Origin of the sequence: Brevundimonas sp., assembly GCF_051860745.1 — a bacterium.
Lineage (GTDB): Bacteria > Pseudomonadota > Alphaproteobacteria > Caulobacterales > Caulobacteraceae > Brevundimonas.
The window spans coordinates 1-23103 of the sequence record NZ_JBHYDN010000008.1 but is presented as its reverse complement, the minus strand read 5'-3'; the positions used below and the strand labels follow the sequence as shown (position 1 = coordinate 23103).

Sequence of the window (23103 nt, the reverse complement as noted above, 5' to 3'; positions counted from 1 at the left end):
TAACGGTCGCGAGGGCCGGTTCTGGCGAATGAAAAAAGGGCGGCCGGATTGCTCCGGCCGCCCCTCCGCTTGGATCCTGACGGGGTTCAGAAGGACTTGCGCACGGTCATCCCGAAGATCCGGGGCTGGCCGACGGTATAACCCAAACGCGCCCGGCCGCCGCGTTCGCGGTCAAACGAGAGCAGCGGGTTCTCGTCGAACACGTTGTTGACGTAGACGACAAAGTCGACGCCGTTGTCCATTTCGAACCCGGCGCTGAAGTTGACGATCTCATAGGCGGGCAGTTCGAGATCGACCACGGTCGCATTGGCCCCCGAGGCGCCGCCGAACGGCAGGCCCGAGACGAAGCTGCGCGGGTTGTTTTCCTGGTCGCTGGCCTGGGTGAAGCGGCTACCGACATGCTGCAACGAGGCGGTGAAATAGCCGTCCGTGTTTTCGTTGAGCTGGTACGAGTAGGTGGCGTTGAGCGAGATCTGGAATTTCGGCACCGACGGCAGCCGGTTGCCTTCACGAATCCCGCCGATGACCGTTCCCGTGCCGTCGCGAACCGTGGAGTCGAACTCGGCCTCCACGAAGCTGCCCGAGATGCCGACCTCGAGGTTCGGACCGAGTTGACCGGAGAATTCGGCCTCAAGGCCCATGGTGTGGGCCTCTGGCACGTTGAACACCACGCGCGATGAGCACGAACCGGCGTCCAGCGTCGTCTGCAGGTTCTCGATGTCTGTGTAGAAGGCCGCCGCGTTAAGGGTCATGCCCCCCATGCGCGACTTGAAGCCCGCCTCATAGTTCCACAGCGTCTCGTCTTCATAGGACTGGAACCCGCCGAAGATGGCGGCGTCCTGAGGCGAGCAGAGAGGCAGGTTCAGCGGGTCGTTGACCCCGCCGAGCCGGAAGCCCTGGGCCGCCTGGGCGTTCAGGGTGACCGAGTCGAAGGCCTCGTAGCTGAGCAGCACCCGCGGGTTGAAGCCGCTGGAGGACGTCTCGTCGGTCTGGTCGTCCCCATTGGCGAACAGGCCGCCCGAGGTGAAGCGGCGCTCCTCCGTGAAGTCGTAGAAGCGACCGCCGCCTGTGATGGTCAGCCGGCCCATGTTGTAGCTGGCCTCGCCGAACACGGCCGTCTGCTGGATGTCATAGGGCAGGTCGGCGTTGTAGGGCGAGTTGAGCGGGAAGCCGTTGGCCACCGCCGCCGAGGTTCCGGCGCCGAACCGGGCGTCGGTGAAGGCGTCATAGCCCGGGGTGGGCAGGCGCTGCGAATAGATGCGATCCACCTGGGAGTAGAAGGTGCCGATCAGCCACTGGAACGGACCGTCCCCGGTCGAGCTGAGCCGCACTTCCTGGGTGAACTGCTGCAGATCGGTCGCATCCAGCAGATTGGACGGCAGGGTCACGGCCGCGGCCGGATAGGCCAGGTCGACCGAGACGCTGCCCGTCAGGGCGCTGGCGTCGCGACTTACGAGGATGTTGCGGTCGATGTAGGTCGTCACCGAATCCAGGGCCATGCCGCCCAGGTCGAACCGGGCGGTGAGGTCGGTCAGCAGGGTCTCGTCCGTGAAGCTTTCATTCAACAGCAGATACTGTTCGCGCTCGCCCAGGGTGATCGCTGGCCGGGTTGTGGTGAACGGGTTGGCGAAGAGGTTGAACACCTCCTGGCGGTTGAACCCGTTGGTGCTGATTTCCTGGTAGACGACCCGCGGGGTGATGCTGACGGAGTCATTCGGCTGGAACAGCAAGGCCAGACGGCCGCCGGTGCGCCGGCCGTCGTTGACGTTCTCCGTCCGCCGTCCGCCTTCGCCGCGGGCATCGATGAAGCCGCCGTAGATCGTGTGGTAGCCGACAGCCCGAAGCGCAAACATGTCGCCCAGCGGCAGGTTGATCGCCGCCTTGAAGTGACCGCCGGTCCCATCGCCGTCGACCTGATTGAGGTTGCCCTCGATCAGGCCACCCTCTTCATTCAGGCGGGGCTGGTTGGTGATGTAGCGGATGGTGCCGCCGACCGAGCCCGAGCCGAACAGCGTCCCTTGGGGCCCGCGCAGGGTCTCTACGCGGTTCAGGTCGAACAGATCGAAATCAGGCGTGAACAACGACAGGGAGATCACCGAATCGTCAAGATAGACGCCGACCTGCTCCTTCACACCCGGCTGGTCACGCACGACCTGCCCGGCCGAGACGCCGCGCACGGAGACCTGGCTCTGGCCCGGCCCGAGGTTCTGGATGGTCAGGCCGGCGACATTGCGCGACAGGTCCTCGAGGGTGACGGCGCCGGACCGCTGGATGTCTTCCTGGGTCTGGGCGTTGATCGAGAACGGCACGTCCTGGATGGCCGAGTCGCGGTGGGTGCCGGTAACGATCACGTCGTCGAGGTTGGACGCCTGCTGGTCCTGCGCCGTGGCGACTGCGGGCGCGCCGAGAACCGCCGCCAATGAGGTGGCCGCCAGCAGGGCCGCCTTTGTCCGCATGCTGAAGTTCAACCTGTTATGCATCTTATCCCCCATGGATGAAATTGGCCGCAAGGACGAAAGCTAGGCGACATTATCATGTACCGAAAGGGAGGTAGGCTGGAAATATCGCAACTACGCGAAACTACCCTTGACAAACCCCCCACGATTCGGAACGGCGGGCACGAAAAAGGGCCCCGGCGGCAGCGCCGGAGCCCTTCACGTTCAGTCGGGACGGATGGGAACCCCTACGCCTCGTCGTCGCCCTCGATGGCGTAGACCGGACCCGAGTCCAGGCCCTTGGCGTCGGTGTCGCGATCGACGAACTCGATCACGGCCATGGCGGCGTTGTCGCCGTGGCGATAGCCGGCCTTCATGATGCGGATGTAGCCGCCGTTACGGTCGGCGTAGCGCGGGCCGATCGTCTCGAACAGCTTGCCGACCTGCGGCACGTCGCGGACCTGGCTGATGGCCTGACGACGCGCGTGCAAGTCGCCCTTCTTGGCGAGCGTGACCAGCTTCTCGACGAAGGGGCGCAGCTCCTTGGCCTTCGGCAGGGTCGTCGTGATCTGCTCATGCTTGATCAGCGACGCAGCCATATTGGCGAACATCGCGGTCCGGTGTGCGCTCGTACGACCGAGCTTGCGATAGGCGGCGCCGTGGCGCATCGGGGTCTCTCCTACTCACCCTGGTTTCCACTGACGCGGACCTGGGGTTCTCACATTCTAACCGCTCCGCGATCCCGGAGGATCAAGGGCGGAGGGTTGAAACTAGATCTGGTCGTCGAACTTCTTGGCCAGGTCTTCGATATTTTCGGGCGGCCAGTTCGGCACATCCATGCCGAGCGAGAGGCCCATCGTCGCGAGAACTTCCTTGATCTCGTTCAGCGACTTGCGGCCGAAGTTCGGGGTGCGAAGCATTTCGCCCTCGGTCTTCTGGATCAGGTCGCCGATGTAGACAATGTTGTCGTTCTTCAGGCAGTTAGCCGAACGCACCGACAGTTCCAGCTCGTCCACCTTCTTGAGCAGGGCCGGGTTGAAGGGCAGGTCCGGCTTGCCGTCGGCGGCTTCCACAGCCTTCTTGGGCTCGTCGAAGGTGATGAAGATCTGCAGCTGGTCCTGAAGGATGCGCGAGGCGTAGGCCACGGCGTCCACCGGCGAGACGGCGCCGTTGGTTTCGACCTCGAGGATCAGCTTGTCATAGTCCAGCGACTGGCCCTGACGGGTCGGCTCGACGCGATAGGCGACCCGCTTGACCGGCGAATACAGGGCGTCGACGGCGATCAGGCCGATCGGGGCGTCTTCCGGACGGTTCAGCTCGGAGGCGACATAGCCCTTGCCGTTCTGGACGGTCAGTTCCATGCGCACCGAAGCGCCCTCGTCCAGCGTGCAGATGACGTGGTCGGGGTTCAGCACCTCGATGTCCGAGGGGACGTCGATCTGGCCGGCGGTCACGGCGCCGGGGCCCGTGGCGCGCAGGGTCATGCGCTTGGGGCCTTCGGCGTGCATGCGCAGCGCCAGTTGCTTGATGTTCAGCACGATGTCGACCACGTCCTCGCGCACGCCTTCCAGCGACGAGAATTCATGGACCACGCCGTCGATCTGGATCGCGGTCACGGCGGCGCCTTGCAGCGACGACAGGAGAACGCGGCGCAGGGCGTTGCCGAGCGTCACGCCGAAGCCGCGTTCCAGGGGCTCGGCGACCAGGCGCGACTTGCGCTGCGGGTCGGAGCTCGCCTCGATCTGCGGCTTCTCGGGACGGATCAGCTCTTGCCAGTTACGTTCGATCATGGGTGTCCCTCGAAAACGGAGTTCGCCGGTCCCTCGCCCCTCGTCAGGCGCGCCAGGACCGGCGGAGATAGATAAGCAGTCGGTTGCAGTCGCCTAGACGCGGCGGCGCTTGGGCGGACGGCAACCGTTGTGCGGCATCGGCGTGACGTCGCGGATGGTGGTGATGGTCAGGCCGACCGACTGCAGGGCGCGCAGGGCCGACTCACGACCGGAGCCGGGACCGGAAACGTTGACTTCCAGCGTCTTGACGCCGTGTTCCTGGGCCTTCTTGCCCGCGTCTTCGGCCGCCATCTGGGCGGCGTAAGGGGTCGATTTGCGCGAACCCTTGAAGCCCATGTGTCCGGCCGACGACCACGAGATCGCGTTGCCCTGGGCATCGGTGATCGTGATCATGGTGTTGTTGAAGGACGCATTCACGTGGGCGACGCCCGAGGTGATGTTCTTGCGCTCGCGCTTCTTTACGCGACCCGGTTCCTTGGCCATGTGTCTGTCTTACTTCTTCTTGCCGGCGATCGGCTTGGCGGGACCCTTGCGGGTGCGGGCGTTGGTGTGGGTGCGCTGACCGCGGACCGGCAGGCCCTTGCGGTGACGCAGGCCGCGGTAGCAGGCCAGGTCCATCAGACGCTTGATGTTCATCGACGTCTCGCGGCGCAGGTCGCCCTCGACGGTGTGGTCGCGATCGATGGTCTCGCGGATCTGCAGCACTTCAGCGTCGGTCAGCTGGTTCACCCGGCGGGCGGCTTCGATGCCGACCTTGGAGGTGATTTCCTTGGCGGCGTGCGAGCCGATGCCATGGATGTACTGCAGCGCGATCTCTACGCGCTTGTTGGTCGGGATGTTGACACCAGCGATACGGGCCACGAAGCTCTCCAGATACGCGTTGACGGACGCAACAAACGCTCCGGTCAACAGACCAGGAGCGCCGACGTCCTTCGCGGAAGCGCGCCTTATACAGGGGATTCACCGCTCGTCAACGGGTGACGGGTCCTCCGCGCCCGGACTCAGCGGCCGGCGCGGCCCATGCTGACGAAGGTGGTGACCCGCTGGCCCTCGATCGGCCGGCCGGCTGCAGTCATGGGCGGGCGGTAGCGGAAGAAGGCCGTGGCTCTCAGCGCCTGCTCGCCGAAACCGAAGCCCCGCGGATTTTCCTCGACGATCCGGCAGTCGTCGAGGCGCTGATCGATGCGAATGACGCAGTTGACGACGACCCGGCCCGCCGGGCGGCGCACGCCCCGGACCGGAGGCGGGGCGACCGACTGGATCTCGGCCGAGGTGGCCGGGCGCAGGATCATCGGTCCCGACCCGCCGGAACCGGGGCCGTCTCCGTCGCCGTCGCCCGTTCCGGTCCCGGCTCCCGTCCCGCCCTGCCCCATGCCCGGGGTTGGGCCGGCGACCGGGGCCAGGCCGATGACCAGGGCCGGCTCGGGCGCCTGGACCGGCGGCGCGGGCAGTTCGCGCGGCTTGTCCGCGGGCTTGGGCGTCACATGGATGCGCGAGGGAGCGGCGGGGGCGCCGCCGCCCTGTGTGCGCGCCGGCTTGACGGGCGGCGGCGGCGGCGGAGGCGGCGGGCGGAACAGGAATACGCTGATCGGGGGCGCCGGGTCCGGCAGCGTAGCCGGCGCATCGGCGCGGGCCATGATGCTGAACACGGCCAGATGCGCCGCGGTGACGCCCACGACGAAGCCCAGCTTGCGCAGCCGGTCCTTGTTCAACAGCGGGGGTTCAGGTTTCACGGGCCGATCCTATCACGCACGACTGAACGCGCAGGACGCCGGATCGGTCAGATCAGGTTCAGACGGCGGGGCCGTCCAGCACCGCATCGATGGCGGCGGCGACGGTCGCGATGGCGCCCATGCCGTCGATCTCGCTCAGCAGGCCCTTGTCGGCATAGTAGGGCAACAGGGGCGCGGTGTTGCGGTTGTAGGCGTCCAGCCGGACCTTGAAACTGTCCGGATTGTCGTCCGGACGCCCCTGGTCGGCGAAGCGGACGGCGACACGGTCCAGCAGGGCCGCGTCATCGACCCTGAGCCGGACCACTCGATCAATTTGCTTGCCCAGCTTGGCCAGCATGGCGTCCAGGGCCACGGCCTGGGCCACGGTGCGGGGGAAGCCGTCGAAGATGGCGCCGCCGGCGTCCCCGGCCTCTTTCAGGCGGGCCTCGATCAGGGCGATGACGATGGCGTCGGACACCAGGTCGCCGCGCGACATGATGGCCTGGCACTCACGACCCAGATCGGATCCCGAAGCGATGGCCTCGCGCAGCATGTCGCCGGTCGACAGCTGGACCATGCCGCGCGTCTCGACCAGTCGCTTGGCCTGGGTGCCCTTGCCCGCCGCCGGCGGTCCGAACAGGATGAGGTTCATCGCCGCCCCTTCCCGACCGGCTCTAGCGCCGGGCGGGGGCGGTGACGCCCTTGCCGGAAGTCTTGCCGCGACCGCGCAGCTTGGCCTTCTTGATCAGGCCTTCGTACTGGTGGGCCAGCAGCTGGGACTGGATCTGGGCCACGGTGTCCATGGTCACCGAAACCACAATCAGGATCGAGGTGCCGCCGATAACAGCCGGACCCATGCCGGAGTTGGCCATCATCAACTCGGGCAGCAGGCAGACCGCGGTGATGTAGGCCGCGCCGATCACCGTCAGACGGGTCAGGACATAGTCCAGATACTCCGCCGTGCGCTTGCCCGGACGGATGCCCGGCAGGAAGCCGCCGTATTTGCGCAGGTTCTCGGCCGTGTCCTCGGGGTTGAAGGTGATCGAGGTGTAGAAGAAGCAGAAGAAGATGATCAGCGCGCCGTACAGCAGCATGAACACGGGCTGGCCGTGCTGCATCTGGGCGGTGACGAGCGGCAGCCACCCCATCCACGACGGCAGGTCGGCGTTCGCCGTCATCTGCGCCACCGTGGTCGGCAGCATCAGCAGGGACGAGGCGAAGATCGGCGGGATGACGCCGGCGGTATTGACCTTCAGCGGCAGGAACGAGCGTTCGCCGCCGGCCATCCGGTTGCCTTCCTGACGCTTGGGATACTGGATCAGCAGCCGGCGCTGGGCGCGCTCCATGAAGACGATGAAGACCACCACGCCAATGGCCATGGCGGCGAAGAAGAGCAGGGTGAAGGCCGAGATCTGGCCCTGCTGGGCCAGGCCGAACATGCGGGCGACCGTGCCCGGCAGGACGGCGACGATGCCGGCGAAAATGATCAGCGAGATGCCGTTGCCGACGCCGCGCGCCGTCACCTGCTCGCCAAGCCACATCAGGAACATGGTGCCGCCGGTCAGGACCGTGACCGTCGAGATGATGAAGAAGAGGCCCGGCTGGTCGATCAGATTGGGCTGGGCGTTCAGGCCGAAAGCGATGCCGGTCGACTGGAACAGGGCCAGCACCACGGTCAGGTAGCGGGTGTACTGGTTCAGCTGCTTGCGGCCGCTCTCGCCGCCTTCCTTCTTCAGCTTCTCCCACGGCGGATAGACCGCGCCCATCAGCTGGACGATGATCGAGGCCGAGATATAGGGCATCACGTTCAGCGCGAAGACGGCGAACCGCTCAACGGCGCCGCCCGAGAACATGTTGACCATGTCCAGCACGCCGCGCTGGCTGTCGGGGTTCTGGAAGAAGGCCAGGAAGGCTTCCGAGTTGATCCCGGGAACCGGCACATAGGTGCCGATGCGGTAGATCAGCAGCGCCAGGAGCGTGAACAGCAGACGTTTGTGCAGCTCGGTCGCCTTGGCGAACGAGCCCATGTTCATGTTTGCTGCGAGTTGTTCGGCGGCCGAAGCCATGTGTCGTCACCCCGACTTGTCAGAACGCGGCGCATCGGACCTGAATCCGGCGCCAGCGTCCAGATAGGCGAAGGGCGCCCGCTTAGCGAGGGCGCCCTTCAAGCTTATTTCTTCGCGGCAGTCCGCGTGGTGCGGGCCGAGATCTTGTTGGCGTCGCCGCGCGGCGCCTTGGCCGGGGGAGCCTTGCCCTTGGCGGCGTTGCGCTTCTCGATGCGCGCGGCGGCCTTGGCTTCAGCGGCGATACGCTCCTGAACGACGGTGCCGCCGGCGGCCTCGATGGCCTTGATCGCGCCGGCCGAGGCCGACCAGACGACCAGGTTCAGCTTGGACTTGATCTCGCCGGTGCCGAGGATGCGGACGCCGTCCTTGACCCGACGGATCACGCCGGCGGCGACCAGGGCGTCGCCCTTGATCTCGCCCTTGATGTCCAGCTTCTTGGCGTCGATGGCGTCCTGCAGGCGCCACAGGTTCACTTCAGCCAGCTTCAGCGCGCCCGGATTGTTGAAGCCGCGCTTGGGCATCCGCATGTACAGCGGCATCTGGCCGCCCTCGAAGCCGCCGATGGCGACGCCCGAACGCGACTTCTGGCCCTTGACGCCGCGACCGGCGGTCTTGCCCTTGCCCGAACCCGGGCCGCGGCCGACGCGCATGCGCTTCTTGTGGGCGCCTTCGTTGTCGCGAATTTCGTTCAGTTTCATGTGCCTGATCCTTTCGGGTGCTAGCGCCCGGTCTGGGACCGGACTCGGCTATGTTCAGAGGTGGCTGGTGGTTGGTGATTGGTGATTGAGGCAGCCCGGTCGAGCCACCAATCACCAGCCACCAATCACGCCTTACTTTTCGACGATCTCGGTCAGATGCGCGACCTTGGCGATCATGCCGCGGACCGAGGGGGTGTCCTCCAGCGTGGACTCGCGGCCCATGCGGTTGAGGCCCAGCCCCGACAGGGTGGCGCGCTGATCCGACTTGCGACGGATCGGGCTGCCGGTCTGACGAACGGTGACGGTGGCTTTGGATTCGGTCTTGGCCATGGTCAGGCTTCCTGGGCTTCAGGCGCCGCTTCGGGAGCCGAGGCGCCGTCGTTGCGACGGCCCATCAGATCGGCGACCTTCTTGCCGCGCTTGGACGCGACCTGGCGGGGCGACGACTGGACCTTGAGGGCCTCGAACGTGGCGCGGATCATGTTGTAGGGGTTCGACGAACCGGTCGACTTGCCGACGACGTCCTGGACGCCGAGGGTTTCGAGCACGGCGCGCATCGGACCGCCCGCGATGACGCCGGTTCCGGGAGGGGCGGCGCGCATCATGATCTTGCCGGCGCCCCAACGGCCATTGCCGTCGTGGTGCAGGGTGCGGTTCTCGCGTAGCGGCACGCGGATCATGGTCTTCTTGGCTTCTTCGGTCGCCTTGCGGATGGCTTCCGGCACTTCGCGCGCCTTGCCATGACCGAAGCCGACGCGGCCCTTGCCGTCGCCGACGACCATCAGGGCCGCGAACGAGAACCGGCGGCCGCCTTTGACCGTGGCCGCGACGCGGTTGATGTGCACCAGCTTCTCGACGATGTCCGAATCCGGACCATCGACGGGAGCGTTGCGGTTGTCACGACGATTGCGATCGTTGCCGCCGCCGCCACGTTGGGGTGTTTGCGCCATCTGTCGCGTCCCTTAGAAATTCAGGCCGGCTTCACGCGCGGCATCTGCCAGCGCCTTCACCCGTCCGTGATAGATGTAGCCGCCGCGATCGAAGACGACGTCCTTGACGCCCTTCTCGATGGCGCGTTCGGCGACCAGCTTGCCGATCAGCGCAGCGGCGGCGACGTTCGAACCCTTGGCCTTCTTGCCCTTCTCGCCTTCCAGCGAGGAGGCCGAGGCGATCGTGACGCCGTTCAGGTCGTCGATGATCTGGGCCGAGATGTTCTTGTCCGAACGGTGCACCGACAGACGCAGGCGTCCGTTGGCGACAGCCTTCAGGCGGCGGCGGGTGCGCTCGGTGCGGCGCTGGGCTTGTTGTCGAAGAGAGAGAGCCATGACCTACTTCTTCTTGCCTTCCTTGCGCCGGACCTTTTCGCCCGTGTAGCGGACGCCCTTGCCCTTGTAGGGCTCCGGCGGACGCAGCTTGCGGATGACGGCGGCGATCTGACCCACGGCCTGCTTGTCAGCGCCGGTGATCTTGATTTCCGTCTGCTTGGGCACCGCGAAGGTGACGCCGGCAGGCGGCTGGATGTCGACATCGTGCGAGAAGCCGAGCTGCAGCGACAGGGCGTTGCCCTTCATCGCGGCGCGATAGCCCACGCCGACCAGGTCCAGGCTCTTTTCAAAGCCCGTGGTGACGCCGACGACCATGTTGTCGACCAGGGTGCGCGACAGGCCCCACATGGCCCGCGAACGCTGGTTGTCTTCACGCATGGTCAGGTTCAGGCCGTCGTCGCCCTGGCTGATCTCGATCTCGTCGGCGACGGTCCAGGAGCGTTCGCCCTTGGGACCCTTCACCGAGACCGTCTGGCCGTCGAGCGTGACGGTCACGCCCTTCGGCACTTCAATGGTGCGTTTTCCGATACGGGACATCTTAGTAGACCCTGCAGAGGACTTCGCCGCCCACCTTGGCTTCGCGAGCCGCGGTGTCCGACATGACGCCCTTGGACGTGGAGAGGATCGAGATGCCGAGGCCGTTCTTGATCGGCTTCAGGTCGGAGATCGCGGAGTAGACGCGGCGGCCCGGCTTGGACACGCGGGCGATCTCGGCGATGACCGGCTGGCCGTCGAAGTATTTCAGCTCGATCTCGAACTGCGGGAACTCGCCGGGGTTCTGAACCAGCGCGTAGCCGCGGATGTAGCCCTCGTCCTGCAGCACGTCGAGGACGCGCTGACGCAGACGGGAAGCCGGGGTCAGCACCTTGGAACGCTTGCGCATGTGCGCGTTCCGGATGCGAGCGATCATGTCGCTCAGGGGATCGTTGATCATCATATCTGTCGCTCCCCTTACCAGCTGGACTTGGTCAGACCCGGGATCTGACCCAGGTTGCCGAGTTCGCGCAGGGCGATCCGGCTCATCTTGAGCTTGCGATAGAAGGCCCGCGGACGGCCCGTCACTTCGCAGCGGTTGCGAATCCGGTTGGCGGCCGAGTTACGCGGCAGCTTGGCCAGCTTGAGGCGTGCTTCGAAGCGCTCCTCGAGAGGCAGGGATTCGTTGTTGGCGGTCGCCTTCAGGGCGGCCCGCTTGTCGGCGTATTTCGCGACGAGGGCCTTGACCATCTCGTTGCGGTTTACGGCGCTTTTCTTAGCCATGGTTTCTTTCCCTTCCCGCTCAGTTCGTCACGAACGGGAACTTGAACTCGGTGAGAAGCGCGCGCGCCTCGTCATCAGTCCTGGCCGTGGTGCAGACGATGATGTCCATGCCCCACATCTGGTCGATCTGGTCGTAGTTGATCTCGGGGAACACGATGTGTTCCTTGAGGCCCATGGCGTAGTTGCCGCGACCGTCGAACGAGGTCGGCTTCAGGCCGCGGAAATCCTTCACGCGCGGCAGCGCGATCGTGATCAGGCGGTCGAGAAACTCGTACATCTGGTCGCCGCGCAGCGTGACCTTGCCGCCGATGACCATGCCTTCGCGCAGCTTGAAGCCGGCGATGGAGTTGCGGGCCTTGGTGGCGACGGGCTTCTGACCGGCGATGGCGGCCAGGTCCTTGAGCGCCGCGGTGGCCTTCTTGGAGTCAGCCACGGCTTCACCGATGCCCATGTTGAGGACGATCTTGTCCAGCTTGGGCATCTGCATCGGGTTGGTGTAGCCGAACTTCTCGGTCAGCACGCCCTTGATGCGGTCGTTGTACTCGCCCTTGAGGCGCGGGGTGTATTTGGTCTCGGCCATCAGATGACGTCTCCCGTCGTCTTGGCGAAGCGAACCTTCTTGTCGCCTTCCATGCGGAAGCCGACGCGGGCCGCCTTGCCGTTGGCGTCGGCGATCGCGACGTTCGACAGGTGAAGCGACGCTTCCTTGTTCTTGATGCCGCCCTGGGGGTCGGCCTGGGTCGGGCGGGTGTGGCGCTGGACCATGTTGATCCCCTGCACCATGACGCGGTTCGTGGTCGGCAGGACCTTGGTCACCTTGCCGGTGCGGCCCTTGTCCTTGCCCGTGAGCACCACGACGTTGTCGCCGGATTTGATCTTGGCGGCCATGACTACAGGACCTCCGGAGCCAGAGAGATGATCTTCATGTGGTTCTTGGCGCGCAGTTCGCGGGGAACCGGGCCGAAGATCCGCGTGCCGACCGGCTCGTTCTGCTTGTTGACGATGACGGCGGCCGACTTGTCGAAACGAATGACAGAGCCGTCCTTGCGCATGATGTCCTTGGCGGTGCGCACGACGATGGCGCGCACGACGTCGCCCTTCTTCACGCGGCCGCGAGGAATGGCTTCCTTCACCGAAGCGACAATCGTGTCGCCCACCGAGGCGTAGCGGCGCTTTGAGCCGCCCAACACCTTGATGCACATGACCCGGCGAGCACCCGAATTATCGGCTACCTCCAGGTTAGTTTGCATCTGGATCATGAGATCCGATCCTTCTGGTTACGAGGCCGAGGCCGAGGAGTCCGACAGGACTTCCCAGCGCTTCAGCTTGGACTTGGGGGCGCACTCGATGATGCGGGCCTGATCGCCCACCTTGAGGGCGTTGGCTTCGTCGTGAGCGTGATACTTCTTGGACAGGCGCACGATCTTTTTCAGGACCGGGTGCAGCAGCGTGCGTTGGACGACGACGACGACAGTCTTGTCGCCCTTGTCGGAGACGACCACGCCTTCGAGAACTCGTTTGGGCATCTTCGTTTCCTTAAACCGCTGCGCGATTTGCACGCAGGAGCGTGGAAATGCGGGCGATGTCCTTGCGCACTTCCGAGACCCGATGGGTCTTTTCCATCTGGCCGGTGGCGGCCTGGAAGCGCAGGTTGAACTGTTCCTTCTTGAGCGTCAGCAGCTCGTCGGACAGCTGGTCGGGCGTCTTGGCCCGGAGATCGGCGATCTTGGTCATGCGCCAACGTGCTCCGTGTGGGCGACACCGGCGTCGAGGCGGGTGACCACCTTCGTACGGACCGGCAGCTTGGCGGCGCCGAGACGCAGGGCCTCGCGGGCGATGTCGTCCGGCACGCCGTCGATTTCAAACAGGATCCGGCCCGGGTGGCAGCGCGCCGCCCAGTGATCCACGGCGCCCTTGCCCTTGCCCATGCGGACTTCGGCCGGCTTGCCCGTGACGGGCAGGTCGGGGAACACGCGGATCCAGACGCGGCCCTGACGCTTCATCTGGCGGGTGATCGCGCGGCGGGCCGCCTCGATCTGACGCGCGGTGATGCGTTCCGGCTCCACCGTCTTCAGGCCATAGGACCCGAAGTTCAGCGAGAAGCCGCCTTTGGCGGCGCCGTGGATGCGGCCCTTGAAGGCCTTGCGGTACTTGGTTTTCTTCGGTTGCAGCATGACTTAGCTCTCACGTGCCCGGTCGCGGCGCGGACCGCGATCACCGCGGGGACCGCCGCGTTCACGGCCTTCGTTGGACGACGGACCAGCAGCCTCGGCCGCCCAGCGCTTGTCCTGCGCCATCGGGTCGTGCTCCAGCACCTCGCCCTTGAAGACCCACACCTTCACACCGATGATGCCGTAGGTCGTCTTGGCCTGGATGAAGCCGTAGTCGATGTCGGCGCGCAGGGTGTGCAGCGGCACGCGGCCTTCGCGATACCATTCCATCCGCGCGATTTCCGCGCCGCCGAGGCGGCCCGACACGTTGATGCGAACGCCCTTGGCGCCGAGACGCATGGCCGACTGCATCGAACGCTTCATGGCGCGGCGGAAGGCGATCCGGCGTTCCAGCTGCTGCGCGATGTTCTCGGCGATCAGCTGGGCGTCCGTCTCGGGCTTGCGCACTTCGACGATGTTCAGGTGAACTTCACCCTCGGTGCGCGCCGAGATGTCCTTGCGGAGCTTCTCGATGTCAGCGCCCTTCTTGCCGATCACGACACCCGGACGGGCGGCGTAGATCGTCACGCGGCACTTCTTGTGCGGACGCTCGATGATGATGCGCGACACGCCGGCGGCGTTCAGGCGTTCCTTCAGCCACGTGCGCAGCTTGAGGTCCTGGTGCAGCAGCTTGGCGTATTCGGCGCCGCGGGCGAACCAGCGGCTGTCCCACGTACGGTTGACGCCGAGGCGCAGACCGATCGGATTGACTTTCTGACCCATCAGGCGGCCTCACCGGCTTCGCGAACCACGATGGTGATCTCCGCGAAAGGTTTCAGGATGCGCGACGAGCGGCCACGAGCACGGCTCGCGAAACGCTTCATCACCAGGTTCTTGCCCACGAAGGCCTCGGCGACGACCAGGTTGTCGATGTCGAGGTTGTGGTTGTTCTCGGCATTCGACACGGCCGAATACAGCACCTTGCGGACGTCGGTGGCGATGCGCTTGCGGCTGAATTCCAGCTCGTTCAGCGCCTTCTGCACCGGCAGGCCGCGGATCGACTGGGCGACCAGGTTCAGCTTCTGAGGGCTGATCCGGACGTTCACCAGCTTGGCGCGCGCTTCAGTCGGGGCGGACCGACGGGGGTTTTTTGTCTGGGCCATCAGTTATTTCCTTTTGGCCTTCTTGTCCGCCGCGTGCCCGGGGAAGCTCCGGGTCGGGGCGAACTCGCCGAGCTTCATGCCGACCATTTCTTCGGAGACCGACACCGGCACATGCTTGAGGCCGTTGTGGACGCCGAAGGTCAGGCCGACGAACTGCGGCAGGATGGTGGAGCGGCGCGACCACGTCTTGATCACGTCCTTGCGGCCCGACGTCGAAACGGCGTCGGCCTTCTTGAGCAGATACCCGTCGACAAACGGGCCTTTCCAGGAGGAGCGGGCCATCTTTAGCGAGCCTTCTTAACGTGGCGGGTACGGATGATGAACTTGTCCGTCGCCTTGTTCTTGCGGGTGCGGGTGCCCTTGGTGTCCTTGCCCCACGGCGTAACCGGGGTGCGACCACCAGAGGTCCGGCCTTCACCACCACCGTGCGGGTGGTCGATCGGGTTCATGGCGACGCCGCGAACGTGCGGACGCCAGCCCATGTGACGGACGCGGCCGGCCTTGCCGAGGTTCTGGTTCATGTGGTCGGGGTTCGAAACCGCGCCCACCGTGGCCATACAGCCGTCCAGAACCATGCGAAGCTCGCCCGAGCCGAGACGGATCTGGGCATAGCCCTGATCGCGGCCGACCAGCTGGGCGTAGGCGCCGGCCGAGCGGGCCAGCTGGGCGCCCTTGCCCGGCTTCATTTCGACGTTGTGGATGATCGTGCCGACCGGCACCGAGCGCAGCGGCATCGCATTGCCCGGCTTCACGTCGACCTTCTCGCCGGCCACGACCGTGTCGCCCGCCTTCAGGCGTTGCGGCGCGATGATGTAGGCCTTTTCGCCGTCCTCATAGATCACGAGGGCGATGAAGGCGGTCCGGTTCGGATCGTATTCCAGGCGTTCGACGGTCGCCGTGGCGAACTTCCGGCGCTTGAAGTCGATCTTGCGGTACAGCGTCTTGGCGCCGCCGCCGCGGAAGCGGACGGCGATACGACCACCGGCGCCGCGACCGCCCGACTTGGTCAGGCCTTCGGTCAGCGACTTCTCGGGGCGTCCTTTATGGAGCTCCGAACGGTCGATCAACACCAGGGCGCGACGGCCCGGCGATGTCGGATTGTAGGTTTTCAAGGCCATCTGATCAGAGCCCCGTGGTGACGTCGATCGACTGGCCTTCAGCCAGCGTCACGATCGCTTTTTTGATGTCGACCCGACGGCCCATGATGCCGCGGAAGCGCTTGGTCTTGCCCTTTTGGACCAGGGTGTTGACCTTCAGGACGTTGACCTTGAACAGGCTTTCGACCGCAGCGGCGATCTCGTCCTTGGTCGAGGTGCCCGAGACGCGGAACACGACCTTGTTCTGCTCCGACAGGATCGTGGCCTTTTCCGTGATGATCGGAGCCAGGATGGTGTCGTAGTGTTTAGCGGTGGGATTGGCGCCAGCCATTACGCGGCCTCCTTCTTCGTCTTGGCAGCCGGTTTGGCGGCCTGGGCGGCCTCGGCTTCACGACGCGACGGGGTGTAGTCGGCGTAGGTGGCCTCGATGGCCTCAACGGCCGCCTTGGTCAGCACCAGCTTGTCCGCACGCAGGATGTCGTAAACGTTCAGACCGGCGTTCGGCAGGACGTTGACCATCGGGATGTTGCGGGCGGCCAGGCCGAAGTTCGTGTCGACGTCCGGGCCGGCGATGATCAGCGTGCGGGTCCAGCCCAGCTTGCCGAGGGTTTCGCGCAGACCGGCGGTCTTGGCGTCCTTCAGCGTCAGGCTGTCGACGACGACCAGATCACCGGCGACGACCTTGGCCGACAGCGCATGACGCAGGGCCAGGGCGCGAACCTTCTTCGGCAGCGAGAAGCCGTGGTCGCGAACGACCGGGCCGAAGGCGCGCGAACCACCGACGAATTGCGGGGCGCGACGCGAACCGTGACGGGCGCCGCCGGTTCCCTTCTGCTTGTACATCTTCTTGCCGGTGCGAGAGTTCTCGTTCCGGGTCTGGACCTTGTGGGTGCCGGCGCGGCGCTTGGCCAGTTGCCAGTTGACGTAACGGGCCAGGATGTCGCCGCGAATGTCGGTGATGCCGAAAACGGCTTCCGACAGTTCGACGTCACCGGCGGCCTTGCCGTCGAGTTTGATGACCGGGAGTTTCATTACGCTTCACCGCCTTCGGTGGTCTCGACCACGGCAACGTCCTCAGCCGGCGTTTCCGCGGCGGCGGGTTGCCCGGCCGAAGCCTTGGCGTTCGACTTGACGCCGCCCGGGAAGGGAGCGTCGGCCGGACGGGTCTTCTTGATGGCGTCGCGAACCTTTACCCAGGTGCCTTCGTGACCGGGGACAGCGCCCTTGATCAGCAGCAGGCCACGCTCGACGTCGACGCGGAACACGGTGAGGTTCTGGGTGGTGACGATTTCCGTGCCGTAGTGGCCGGCCATCTTCTTGCCCTTGAACGTCTTGCCGGGATCCTGACGCTGGCCGGTCGAACCGTGCGAACGGTGCGAGACCGAGACGCCGTGGGTCGCCCGCAGACCGCCGAAGTTCCAGCGCTTCATGGCGCCGGCGAAGCCCTTGCCGATGGTCTCGGCCTGAACGTCGACCTTCTGGCCCGCGACGAAGTGGTCAGCCGAGAACTCGGAGCCCACATCCATCATGGCGTCCGCATCGATGCGGAACTCGGTGACATAGGCCTTGGGTTCCACTTCAAGCTTGGCGAAAGATTCGCGCTGGGCCTTGTTGGTGTTCTTGGCCTTTTTGGAGCCAGCACCCAGCTGCAGGGCGACGTAGCCGTCCCGCTCCTGAGTCCGCTGACCCACGACCTGACAGCCATCCAGCTGCAAGATCGTGACTGGAACATGCGCGCCGTCTTCAGCGAAGACACGCGTCATACCCAGTTTCTTGGCGATCACGCCCGTGCGCATCGGATCCCGCCTCTTTCTTATTAAATCTTGATCTCGACATCCACGCCGGCGGACAGGTCGAGCTTCATGAGCGCGTCCACAGTCTGCGGGGTGGGGTCGACGATATCGAGGACACGCTTGTGCGTGCGAATTTCAAACTGCTCGCGCGACTTCTTGTCGACGTGCGGCGAGCGGTTCACGGTGAACTTTTCGATCAGGGTCGGCAGCGGGATCGGACCGCGAACGGTCGCGCCCGTGCGCTTGGCCGTGTTGACGATCTCGCGCGTCGAGAAGTCGAGGACGCGGTGATCGAAGGCCTTGAGCCTGATGCGGATGCTTTGATCCATATCGGTCGTATTTCCCAAGCAGGCGAACCTGCGTCCCTGTGAACCATTTCAAAGACCGGAGTCTTCAGACCGCGAGGGTCTTCAGAGTACGCACGTCCGCAAAAACGATCGGCCCACGCAGCGAACCGCGAAGGCCGTTGAAGTCCTGGGTCACTGCAAAGAACAGGTCTCAGGTCGTTCCCGCGAACCGCGTCTGCATCCCAAAAACACGCGGGATGCACAGCCGGTCCAACAAGAGTTGGCGCTTATGACGATTGAGTCCCCTTTCGTCAAGCGGCGAAACTGTGTCCGGACGGTCTTTCGTCCAGCAGCGGACAGGAAAAAGGCCCGGAGGGTTCCACGCTCCCGGGCCTTTCCACTCGCGGCGGCTGAGGGGGGATCAGTTGCCGATGCGAATGTCTCCGCTGCCGGCGATGGAGCGGCTGACCGAGCCGGTCGCGCGGGCGATGGCCACATCACCGCCGCCGGCGATCGAGATGTCGACGTCTACGGCCACGCCGCCGAAATTGACGTCGCCCGACCCCAGAATACTGATGTCGACGTCAGGGCTGGTTCCATCTCGAACCACGACGTCACCCGACCCGGCTATGGAAACGTCCATCGGGCCGTCGATCCGGGCGACGGTGACATCGCCCGATCCGGCGATGGACACATCGAGTTCGCGGGTCGCTCCGGCCATGGCCGATCCCGATCCGGCGATGCTCACGTCCAGCGACGTCGAGGTTCCGGCGCGCAGGTCGCCTGACCCCGCTATGCTGAGCGATACCGGTCCTTCGGTATTGGCGACATTCCAGTACCCGCAACCCGCGTTGCCGAGCTCGACCGAGGACGCGCCGCGCCCGACCGAGCCGAACACGGCACCCGAAGCCGAGACGTCCACATGACGCGGCGTGCGGATGACGATCAGTGGTGCGTCGGAGATGTTGATCCGGCCGTGGTCGCGGACCTCGACCGAGGCACCCTCGCCGGGGCGGGCGGCGTTGTCGGGACCGGAGCGGCACTCGCGGATGCTGCTCCGCCGGTTGAGAAAGCCGCGGCGGCGCAGGCCGCCGTCGATGCGGACCTCATTGCCGACGCGGGTCACCTGGATGGCCGGAAGACCGGACGCGCCCTGCTCGACCTCGACGACGACGTCGGTTCGGTCCTCAACGATGACGGCGACGCGGGCCACGGCGTGGCGGATTTCGACCTCGGGGCCGTCCTTGGCGAAGGCCGGTGCGGCCATGACGGCGGCGGCAGCGGCGATGACGGCGGACGTGATAACGGGTTTCATGACACGGGTTCCCTCTCCGGACTGTGCCCGGAAAGTGCGACCGCCCCGTCGTCAAGTCACTTTAAATCGAGGTCATGACTTCGTTGTAAGGAACGGCCCGCCGCGCACTCAGCCGCGCAACGCCCCGGCTCCGTCCTCGACGCCGACCTCGGGCACGAAGTCGCGCTCGAAGGTCGCGAGCCGGCTTTTCAGCATCCCGGCCCGCTTCAGCGCCAGCGAAGCGGCCCAGCGCGCGGCCAGTTCGGGCGTGGCCATCCGGTCGGTCATGCGTGGCCGGGCGCCCCGGCTGCGCAGCACCGCATTGGTGAACAGTGCTCCGTTGCGGAAGCGCGTCGGCCAGGTCTGGAACTCGATCGACAGGGACACGCAGAAGCGGTCGAGGTTCTCGACCCGGTGCGGCGCATAGAAGGGCCAGGTCAGGGCCTGTCCGGGCTCCAGGTCCATGACCTGGGCGTCGGCCTCGAAGGCACGGACATAGGGCAGTTCCTCGGTGGTCTGGCGCGACACCACCTGTTCCATGTCGACCTCGGCCAGATGGGCCTCGTCGCCCGGATAGACGAAGATCCGCTTGCGGCCGCGCAGATGGAACAGCACCACCCCCGCCGCGTCGAAATGATAGGGCACCCGCGCCTTGGGCGACGACAGGATCAGCTGGCCGGATCTGTTCACGGCGCGCAGGCCGGCATAGGCGCCCTGCACCTTGCCGAACTCGCCCATGGCGGCGGCCCAGAGCTCGGGCCAGCCGGTCTCGACCGAACGCAGGTTGCACCACAGCCGTCCCTGCTGGATCGCCGCCAGCAGTTCCTCGCCATTCAGCCGCCCCCGCGCGCCGGTGCGCAAGGAGACCTGACCCTCGTCGTCGTAGTCGTACAGATTGATGTCGAACAGTTCGGCCGGATAGCGGTCGAGCATCGCCGCGAGGGCCTCGTCCGAGGCGAAGCCCTGTTCGACCAGCCCATGCGGATGGACGGCGGCCTCGGCGATCGGGCCGGCATATCGGGTGCGGATCGGGGCGTTGCTCTTCATCTGTCTCAGGCCGGGCTGGCGGTCGCGCGGACCTTGGCAAGGGCCGCGCCCGCCGCCTGCATGGCGCCCTTCATCCGGGCGCCCGGGGTGGTCTCGCAGGCCTCGATGGCGGCCCAGCGACGACGCACGCTGTTGCGCAGCTGTTCGCCGCGCCCGGCGCCGGCCAGGTTCAATGCCCCGACGGCGGCCTGGCTCATGGTCGCGCCCAGACCCGGCTTCAGCACCACGGCCTCGCGCACGACCTTGAAGCCGTTGCAGAAATATTTCTTGTAGTGCTCGCCCTCGAACCCGAAATCGAAGGTGCGGTAGCCGTGGTCGGCCGCCAGACGCATCGTGTCCATGCTCAGCAATATGCCCGGCGAACAGCGCGCCAGACTGGGCTCATAGCCCGGGAACCAGAAATGATACTGGTCGCCGGCGTGCAGCGAATACTCCACCGCCGTCAGCCGGTCGCCGGCCCACAGGCCGGCCATGGAGGCCCCGAAGCCGTCGCCGTCTTCCCTGATCAGGGCGTGCAGCAGGTCGACGGTCCAGCCGCAGGCGAAGATGTCGTGGCGACCCGTGCGCCGGTACTGATCGCGCTTGAGGTCGATCAGCCAGTCCAGCAGCGCCGGATCGCGCAGGTCCCGCTCGACGCGCAACGGACCGAGCTCGGCCTCCATGCTCCGGCGGGCGCGTTCCTTGTCCTTGAAGAATTTGCCGTAGGTCGCCCGCCGTTCGGCGTACCAGCCGTCATAGCCGTCGTCGCCGAGTTCGACCTGAACCGTGCGACGGTCTTCGCCCAGATCCGTCGGCCCGACCCAGGCGGTGAGGTTCAGGCGGGTGGCGCCCAGCGCTTCGGCGGCCTCTTCGAGCGACGGCGCCGTGCCGGGGAAGGCTATGACGCCATGATAGTCGTTCATCGGCGCCGCCAGCGGCTGCATCGCCCCGCCGCGCCGCTGATGCGGGAAGAAGCCGACGGTCTCGCCGCCGCGCGAGAACACCGCCACCGCCGCCTTCGGGCTTACGCGGCCGGAGACCCGGGCGAACTCGGGTCGAAAATAGGGACTGGCCAGAGCGGGGTTGGCGTCCAGCATGGCGCGCCACATCGCCCACTCCGCATCGCCGAGCGCGTCGATCCCGACGATTTCCACCTTCAGCGAAGCCATGCAGCCGTCCTTCGGCGGCCCATGACGGACCGCCCTTCCCGCCAAACCTGACACGGCGCGCATTTCGGGCCGGTGAGCGTTCATGGTGAACGAAGTCTGTGCGGAGCCTCGGCGCGCCGCGGGCGTTGCCGTTGCAGGCAATCCAGCGGAGCTCCCATGTCCACACCCGGCCGACCTGACAATCGCGAAACCGAGACCGAAAACCAGCGGACGCCCGCGCACGATGGCGCTCCGCCGCGCCCGGCCACCGAACCGAAGGGATCGGAAGGCTCATCCAACTCCGGCGAGACGGCCACCGACCCGGCGACCGGCAAGCCCAATCCCTGACGACCGGCCCCATGCCGGAATTGTGCGGGAACAGGACCCCGGGTCAGGGGTTGGGATCGGACCGCAACCAACCGGAATCCCATGTCCTTTCGCCTGATCCTCGCCTCCGCCAGCCTGATCGCCCTCGCCGCCTGCGGCGCCCCGGAACCCGCTCCGGCCGACCGGCCACCTGCCCCCGCCGCCCCTCCCCTGCTCACCGCCGCCCAGATCGAGGCGGGGGTCCCTACGGCCGCGCCGCCGATGCAGACCGCGCCGGTCGAAGGCCAGCCTCCCGCCGCCTATGCGCCCGACGCCGGCATGGTGCGGCTGCAGATCCTGCTGGACCGGTCGCGCTTCTCGCCCGGGGTGATCGACGGGCTCGGCGGTGAGAACACCCGCCAGGCCATCTCCGCCTGGCGCAAGGCCAACGACCTCGGCGAGGGCGGCGCTGCCGACGCCGACCTGTTGCAGCGGCTGGCCGCGGCCGACGCCGGCCCCGTCATGGCGCGATACGCCCTGAGCGCCGCCGACGTCGCCGGTCCCTTCAGCCCGCCCCCAACCGGCGAACTCAGCGACCTGGCCCGCGACGGCGTAAACTTCACCAGTCCCCTCGAACGCCTGGCTGAACGCTTCCACGTGACCGAGGCCCTGCTCCGGGGCCTGAACCCCGGCGTCGACTTCCGCCGTGCGGGCCAGACCATCACCGTGCCCGCCGTCAATGACACGCCCCTGACCGGGGTCGCCCGAATCGTCATCGACAAGACCGAACGCTCGGCCCGCGCCTTCGACGCCGCCGGAACCCTGCTGGCCTTCTACCCGGCCACCATCGGCTCGAGCGAGCGGCCTGCCCCGTCCGGAACCGTGACCGTGGTCGGCGTCGCTCCCGCGCCCGACTACACCTATGACCCCGAACGGGTCAGCTATGACCGGGGCGAGACCCGGATCGTCGTGCCCGCCGGTCCCAACAATCCGGTCGGCACGGTCTGGATCGACCTGTCACGCGACACCTACGGCATCCACGGCTCGCCCGACCCGTCCAGGATCGGCAAGACCGCCTCCAACGGCTGCGTCCGCCTGACCAACTGGGACGCCGAGCAGCTGGCGGCCGGGGTCAAGCCGGGCGTGGTGGTGCGGTTCATCTAGGGTCGAGGTCCAGCCGGGAATACCACTCCGCATATTCCGTGTTGCAGGCCATGCGGCGGTTTTGGTCAGGCGAACCATCCGCCCACCAGACCGGTCCCCGCTCCCCCAGCGCGACCTTGGCCTTATCCACGGCATGTCCCGCCCGTGCGAGAGCGTCCCGGTCACTCGCCCGTCGGGCGCGCCCGACCTCGCGCCGGGCCGCCATCAGGGCCTTGACCAGCGCATCCCTCTGCTCCGGCGGCAGGGCGGGGTTGGTCGCCCGCCAAAGGCGACCACGTACAACGAAATATCGGCCGTCGGGCGTCGTGGGATAGGTCCGCTCCATCAACGGCAAACGAAAACGGCCCCCGGATCGCTCCAGGGGCCGCTCTGTTCGTTGGCTGGCTCGGCGG

35 protein-coding genes are annotated in these 23103 nt (G+C 66.3%); 2 read left to right on the top strand and 33 right to left on the bottom strand.

The features are described 5' to 3' along the window. Positions 1-86: 86 nt before the first annotated feature. From ACTIEW_RS10235 to ACTIEW_RS10080, 32 genes are all read right to left on the bottom strand, one after another. Positions 87-2480: a TonB-dependent receptor gene (locus ACTIEW_RS10235; RefSeq protein WP_439477799.1), complete on the bottom strand. Its 2394-nt coding sequence runs from the start codon at positions 2478-2480 to the stop codon at positions 87-89. Positions 2481-2683: 203 nt separating this feature from the next. Further along, a complete protein-coding gene (rplQ, locus tag ACTIEW_RS10230) occupies positions 2684-3103 on the bottom strand; it encodes a 50S ribosomal protein L17 (RefSeq protein WP_439477798.1) in 420 nt (139 codons plus the stop codon). A 102-nt stretch (positions 3104-3205) separates the two neighbouring features. Beyond that, a complete protein-coding gene (locus ACTIEW_RS10225; RefSeq protein ID WP_439477797.1) occupies positions 3206-4225 on the bottom strand; it encodes a DNA-directed RNA polymerase subunit alpha in 1020 nt (339 codons plus the stop codon). Between the two features lie 93 nt (positions 4226-4318). After that, complete coding sequence (rpsK, locus tag ACTIEW_RS10220; RefSeq protein ID WP_013268944.1) at positions 4319-4708, bottom strand: 30S ribosomal protein S11; 390 nt, start codon at positions 4706-4708, stop codon at positions 4319-4321. A 9-nt stretch (positions 4709-4717) separates the two neighbouring features. Beyond that, positions 4718-5086 (bottom strand): 30S ribosomal protein S13, encoded by a 369-nt coding sequence (gene rpsM, locus ACTIEW_RS10215; protein WP_439477796.1) that lies wholly within the window; start codon positions 5084-5086, stop codon positions 4718-4720. 140 nt (positions 5087-5226) lie between these two features. Continuing rightward, the gene (locus ACTIEW_RS10210; protein ID WP_439477795.1) at positions 5227-5958 is read right to left on the bottom strand and encodes an energy transducer TonB; all 732 of its coding nucleotides are present in this window, start codon (positions 5956-5958) and stop codon (positions 5227-5229) included. Positions 5959-6016: 58 nt separating this feature from the next. Beyond that, positions 6017-6589, bottom strand: a complete 573-nt coding sequence (locus tag ACTIEW_RS10205) for an adenylate kinase (protein ID WP_439477794.1) — start codon at positions 6587-6589, stop codon at positions 6017-6019. Positions 6590-6611: 22 nt separating this feature from the next. Next, on the bottom strand, positions 6612-8003 hold the full coding sequence (gene secY, locus ACTIEW_RS10200; protein WP_439477793.1) for a preprotein translocase subunit SecY: 1392 nt from the start codon (positions 8001-8003) through the stop codon (positions 6612-6614). Between the two features lie 104 nt (positions 8004-8107). Next, on the bottom strand, positions 8108-8701 hold the full coding sequence (gene rplO, locus ACTIEW_RS10195; RefSeq protein ID WP_439477792.1) for a 50S ribosomal protein L15: 594 nt from the start codon (positions 8699-8701) through the stop codon (positions 8108-8110). A gap of 132 nt (positions 8702-8833) precedes the next feature. After that, positions 8834-9031, bottom strand: a complete 198-nt coding sequence (gene rpmD / locus ACTIEW_RS10190) for a 50S ribosomal protein L30 (protein ID WP_284223202.1) — start codon at positions 9029-9031, stop codon at positions 8834-8836. A 2-nt stretch (positions 9032-9033) separates the two neighbouring features. Then, on the bottom strand, positions 9034-9651 hold the full coding sequence (gene rpsE / locus ACTIEW_RS10185) for a 30S ribosomal protein S5 (protein ID WP_304882095.1): 618 nt from the start codon (positions 9649-9651) through the stop codon (positions 9034-9036). Positions 9652-9663: 12 nt separating this feature from the next. After that, the gene (gene rplR, locus ACTIEW_RS10180; RefSeq protein ID WP_439477791.1) at positions 9664-10026 is read right to left on the bottom strand and encodes a 50S ribosomal protein L18; all 363 of its coding nucleotides are present in this window, start codon (positions 10024-10026) and stop codon (positions 9664-9666) included. A gap of 3 nt (positions 10027-10029) precedes the next feature. Further along, positions 10030-10563 carry a 50S ribosomal protein L6 gene (gene rplF, locus ACTIEW_RS10175; RefSeq protein ID WP_439477790.1) on the bottom strand — a complete coding sequence of 178 codons (534 nt, stop codon included), beginning with the start codon at positions 10561-10563 and terminating at the stop codon, positions 10030-10032. Between the two features lies 1 nt (position 10564). Then, on the bottom strand, positions 10565-10963 hold the full coding sequence (rpsH, locus tag ACTIEW_RS10170) for a 30S ribosomal protein S8 (RefSeq protein ID WP_292030131.1): 399 nt from the start codon (positions 10961-10963) through the stop codon (positions 10565-10567). Between the two features lie 14 nt (positions 10964-10977). Then, positions 10978-11283 carry a 30S ribosomal protein S14 gene (rpsN, locus tag ACTIEW_RS10165; RefSeq protein WP_055832157.1) on the bottom strand — a complete coding sequence of 102 codons (306 nt, stop codon included), beginning with the start codon at positions 11281-11283 and terminating at the stop codon, positions 10978-10980. 19 nt (positions 11284-11302) lie between these two features. Further along, a complete protein-coding gene (rplE, locus tag ACTIEW_RS10160) occupies positions 11303-11863 on the bottom strand; it encodes a 50S ribosomal protein L5 (RefSeq protein WP_439477789.1) in 561 nt (186 codons plus the stop codon). Continuing rightward, the gene (gene rplX, locus ACTIEW_RS10155) at positions 11863-12171 is read right to left on the bottom strand and encodes a 50S ribosomal protein L24 (protein ID WP_439477788.1); all 309 of its coding nucleotides are present in this window, start codon (positions 12169-12171) and stop codon (positions 11863-11865) included. Before rplX ends, rplE begins: the two co-directional genes overlap by 1 nt. Before the next feature lie 2 nt (positions 12172-12173). Beyond that, on the bottom strand, positions 12174-12542 hold the full coding sequence (rplN, locus tag ACTIEW_RS10150; protein ID WP_055832151.1) for a 50S ribosomal protein L14: 369 nt from the start codon (positions 12540-12542) through the stop codon (positions 12174-12176). Positions 12543-12560: 18 nt separating this feature from the next. After that, positions 12561-12809, bottom strand: a complete 249-nt coding sequence (gene rpsQ / locus ACTIEW_RS10145; RefSeq protein ID WP_055832150.1) for a 30S ribosomal protein S17 — start codon at positions 12807-12809, stop codon at positions 12561-12563. 10 nt (positions 12810-12819) lie between these two features. Further along, on the bottom strand, positions 12820-13017 hold the full coding sequence (gene rpmC / locus ACTIEW_RS10140) for a 50S ribosomal protein L29 (protein WP_439477787.1): 198 nt from the start codon (positions 13015-13017) through the stop codon (positions 12820-12822). Then, positions 13014-13457, bottom strand: coding sequence for a 50S ribosomal protein L16 (rplP, locus tag ACTIEW_RS10135; RefSeq protein WP_439477786.1), 444 nt, complete (start codon positions 13455-13457; stop codon positions 13014-13016). The genes rpmC and rplP overlap by 4 nt, the downstream gene beginning before the upstream one ends. Before the next feature lie 3 nt (positions 13458-13460). Then, a complete protein-coding gene (rpsC, locus tag ACTIEW_RS10130) occupies positions 13461-14216 on the bottom strand; it encodes a 30S ribosomal protein S3 (RefSeq protein WP_284223196.1) in 756 nt (251 codons plus the stop codon). Further along, a complete protein-coding gene (rplV, locus tag ACTIEW_RS10125) occupies positions 14216-14596 on the bottom strand; it encodes a 50S ribosomal protein L22 (protein WP_305306830.1) in 381 nt (126 codons plus the stop codon). Before rplV ends, rpsC begins: the two co-directional genes overlap by 1 nt. Positions 14597-14599: 3 nt before the next feature. Beyond that, positions 14600-14878: a 30S ribosomal protein S19 gene (gene rpsS, locus ACTIEW_RS10120; protein ID WP_292065621.1), complete on the bottom strand. Its 279-nt coding sequence runs from the start codon at positions 14876-14878 to the stop codon at positions 14600-14602. Positions 14879-14880: 2 nt separating this feature from the next. Then, positions 14881-15714, bottom strand: coding sequence for a 50S ribosomal protein L2 (gene rplB / locus ACTIEW_RS10115; protein WP_305306831.1), 834 nt, complete (start codon positions 15712-15714; stop codon positions 14881-14883). A gap of 4 nt (positions 15715-15718) precedes the next feature. Continuing rightward, positions 15719-16024: a 50S ribosomal protein L23 gene (locus ACTIEW_RS10110; protein ID WP_055832134.1), complete on the bottom strand. Its 306-nt coding sequence runs from the start codon at positions 16022-16024 to the stop codon at positions 15719-15721. Further along, positions 16024-16725 carry a 50S ribosomal protein L4 gene (gene rplD, locus ACTIEW_RS10105; RefSeq protein WP_439477785.1) on the bottom strand — a complete coding sequence of 234 codons (702 nt, stop codon included), beginning with the start codon at positions 16723-16725 and terminating at the stop codon, positions 16024-16026. The genes ACTIEW_RS10110 and rplD overlap by 1 nt, the downstream gene beginning before the upstream one ends. Beyond that, positions 16725-17489: a 50S ribosomal protein L3 gene (gene rplC, locus ACTIEW_RS10100; protein WP_439477784.1), complete on the bottom strand. Its 765-nt coding sequence runs from the start codon at positions 17487-17489 to the stop codon at positions 16725-16727. The genes rplD and rplC overlap by 1 nt, the downstream gene beginning before the upstream one ends. A 20-nt stretch (positions 17490-17509) precedes the next feature. Next, complete coding sequence (rpsJ, locus tag ACTIEW_RS10095; RefSeq protein WP_003164367.1) at positions 17510-17815, bottom strand: 30S ribosomal protein S10; 306 nt, start codon at positions 17813-17815, stop codon at positions 17510-17512. A 379-nt stretch (positions 17816-18194) separates the two neighbouring features. Further along, positions 18195-19088 carry a GIN domain-containing protein gene (locus tag ACTIEW_RS10090; RefSeq protein ID WP_439477783.1) on the bottom strand — a complete coding sequence of 298 codons (894 nt, stop codon included), beginning with the start codon at positions 19086-19088 and terminating at the stop codon, positions 18195-18197. 108 nt (positions 19089-19196) lie between these two features. Continuing rightward, complete coding sequence (locus ACTIEW_RS10085) at positions 19197-20114, bottom strand: cupin-like domain-containing protein (RefSeq protein ID WP_439477782.1); 918 nt, start codon at positions 20112-20114, stop codon at positions 19197-19199. 5 nt (positions 20115-20119) lie between these two features. Then, positions 20120-21262: a GNAT family N-acetyltransferase gene (locus ACTIEW_RS10080; RefSeq protein ID WP_439477781.1), complete on the bottom strand. Its 1143-nt coding sequence runs from the start codon at positions 21260-21262 to the stop codon at positions 20120-20122. Between the two features lie 156 nt (positions 21263-21418). Between ACTIEW_RS10080 and ACTIEW_RS10075 the strand changes: the two genes are divergently transcribed. Beyond that, a complete protein-coding gene (locus ACTIEW_RS10075; protein ID WP_439477780.1) occupies positions 21419-21589 on the top strand; it encodes a hypothetical protein in 171 nt (56 codons plus the stop codon). 81 nt (positions 21590-21670) lie between these two features. Then, positions 21671-22711, top strand: a complete 1041-nt coding sequence (locus tag ACTIEW_RS10070) for a L,D-transpeptidase family protein (RefSeq protein WP_439477779.1) — start codon at positions 21671-21673, stop codon at positions 22709-22711. Here the strand turns inward: ACTIEW_RS10070 and ACTIEW_RS10065 are convergent. Then, positions 22704-23103 (bottom strand): hypothetical protein (locus ACTIEW_RS10065; RefSeq protein WP_439477778.1); only part of this gene is annotated, 400 nt, incomplete at its 5' end. The two genes, ACTIEW_RS10070 and ACTIEW_RS10065, sit on opposite strands and share 8 nt — an antisense overlap.